This is a genomic window from Streptococcus sp., assembly GCF_019414905.1.
In the GTDB taxonomy this organism is placed as follows: Bacteria; Bacillota; Bacilli; order Lactobacillales; family Streptococcaceae; genus Streptococcus.
The window spans coordinates 1-2,179 of sequence record NZ_DXLC01000068.1 but is presented as its reverse complement, the minus strand read 5'-3'; the positions used below and the strand labels follow the sequence as shown (position 1 = coordinate 2,179).

1 protein-coding gene is annotated in these 2,179 nt (G+C 47.2%); it reads right to left on the bottom strand.

Features of this window, described 5'->3' with window-relative positions; translation table 11 throughout:
* A partial coding sequence (gene uvrA / locus QZ359_RS01770; protein WP_293956036.1) for an excinuclease ABC subunit UvrA occupies positions 1-2,061 on the bottom strand: 2,061 nt, incomplete at its 3' end.
* Positions 2,062-2,179 lie beyond the last annotated feature (118 nt).

Genomic DNA, 2,179 nt, shown 5'->3' with positions numbered 1-2,179 from the left:
GTCAATCAAGCGGTCTACATGCTCAATCCCTGTGATGGTTTTGAATTTACCAGGTTTGTCTGAATTACGGTTGAGCTTCTGGGCAATAGCTTTTTTGAGGATACTGTTGATCAAGGTCGATTTCCCTGAGCCAGATACCCCTGTAACGGCGATGAATTTTCCTAGTGGGAAGCGAGCCGTGACATTTTGCAAATTGTTCTCACGCGCTCCCGTCACCTCGATAAAACGACCATTTCCGACACGTCGCTCTTCTGGCACTGGAATGGCACGTTTGCCTGATAAATACTGACCTGTGATAGACTTGCTGTTGCGAGCAACCTGTTTAGGGGTTCCTGCCGCAACAATCTCCCCACCAAAAACACCTGCACCGGGACCAACGTCAATCAGATAATCAGCCTCACGCATGGTATCTTCGTCATGTTCCACTACTATGAGAGTATTACCCAAGTCGCGCATCTTTTTGAGACTGGCGATCAGGCGGTCATTATCTCTCTGGTGGAGACCGATTGACGGCTCATCCAGGATATAAAGGACACCTGATAAGTTGGAACCAATCTGGGTCGCCAAGCGAATACGCTGGCTCTCCCCACCTGAAAGGGTTCCTGCCGAACGTGACAGGGTTAGATAGTTAAGACCCACGTTATTAAGGAAGGTCAAACGATCCTTGATTTCCTTAAGAATGGGACGAGCAATGATGGCTTCATTTTCAGATAGAGTCAACTGGCTTACCAAGTCCAAGTGGTCTGCGATAGACAGGTCTGAAATTTCTCCGATATGTGGCCCTTGCTGGCCACCCACACGAACAGACAAAGCCTGGTCATTGAGACGATAGCCGTGACAGGTTCCGCAGGTCAGCTCATTCATGTAGAGGCGCATCTGGGTGCGGGTGTAATCGCTGTTTGTCTCGTGATAGCGACGCTTGATATTATTGACAACTCCCTCAAAAGGAATGTCAATATCGCGCACGCCACCAAATTCATTCTCATAGTGGAAATGGAATTCCTTGCCATCAGACCCATAGAGAATCAAGTTCTTATCTTCTTCTGACAAGTCCTCAAAAGGCTTATCCATGTCCACTCCAAAGGCCGTCATGGCCTGCTCTAGCATATTTGGATAATAGTTAGAAGAGATAGGATTCCAAGGTGCTAGCGCCCCCTCACGTAAGGTTTTGCTGGCATCTGGCACTACCAAATCAGTATCCACCTCCAGCTTGATGCCCAAGCCGTCACACTCACTACAAGAACCAAAAGGAGCATTGAAGGAGAAGAGACGTGGCTCTAACTCTGGAACAGTAAAGCCACAAACTGGACAGGCATAATGCTCAGAGAAGAGCAACTCAGAGTCGTCCATAGTGTCGATAATGACATAGCCTTCTGCAATACGAAGGGCAGCCTCAATGGAATCAAAGAGACGACTACGAATGCCCTCCTTGATGACAATACGGTCAACTACGACATCAATATTGTGTTGCTTGCTCTTGGACAACTCTGGCACTTCGGTCACATCATAGACTTCCCCATCCACACGGACACGGACATAACCATCTTTCTGAACCTTTTCAATGACGCTCTTGTGCTGTCCTTTTTTCTTGCGGATAACTGGTGCTAAGATTTGTAGGCGCTGGCGTTCTGGCAATTCTAAGACCCTATCAACGATCTGCTCCACAGAAGAAGCCTTGATAGCCCCATGCCCGTTGATACAGTAAGGCGTCCCCACACGCGCGTAGAGGAGACGCAGATAGTCATTGATTTCAGTCGTGGTTCCTACCGTCGAGCGAGGGTTTTTACTAGTCGTTTTCTGGTCGATGGAAATAGCTGGGCTGAGACCATCAATGGCATCTACATCAGGCTTCTCCATATTTCCCAAAAACTGACGAGCATAGGCTGACAAGCTCTCCACATAGCGACGTTGTCCCTCCGCATAGAGGGTATCAAAGGCCAGACTGGATTTCCCTGAACCTGACAAGCCGGTCACAACAACCAGCTTGTCTCGCGGAATCTCCACATCAATATTTTTTAAATTATGGGCACGCGCCCCATGAATGACAATTTTATCTTGCATCTTTGTTCTTTCTAGTCCATTATTGCTTACCATTATACCAAAAAAAGTGAGATTCTATTACCCAAAAGGCCGATTTTGTAGTATAATAGTACGGTGTGAAAAAATCTGAAAAATGAGA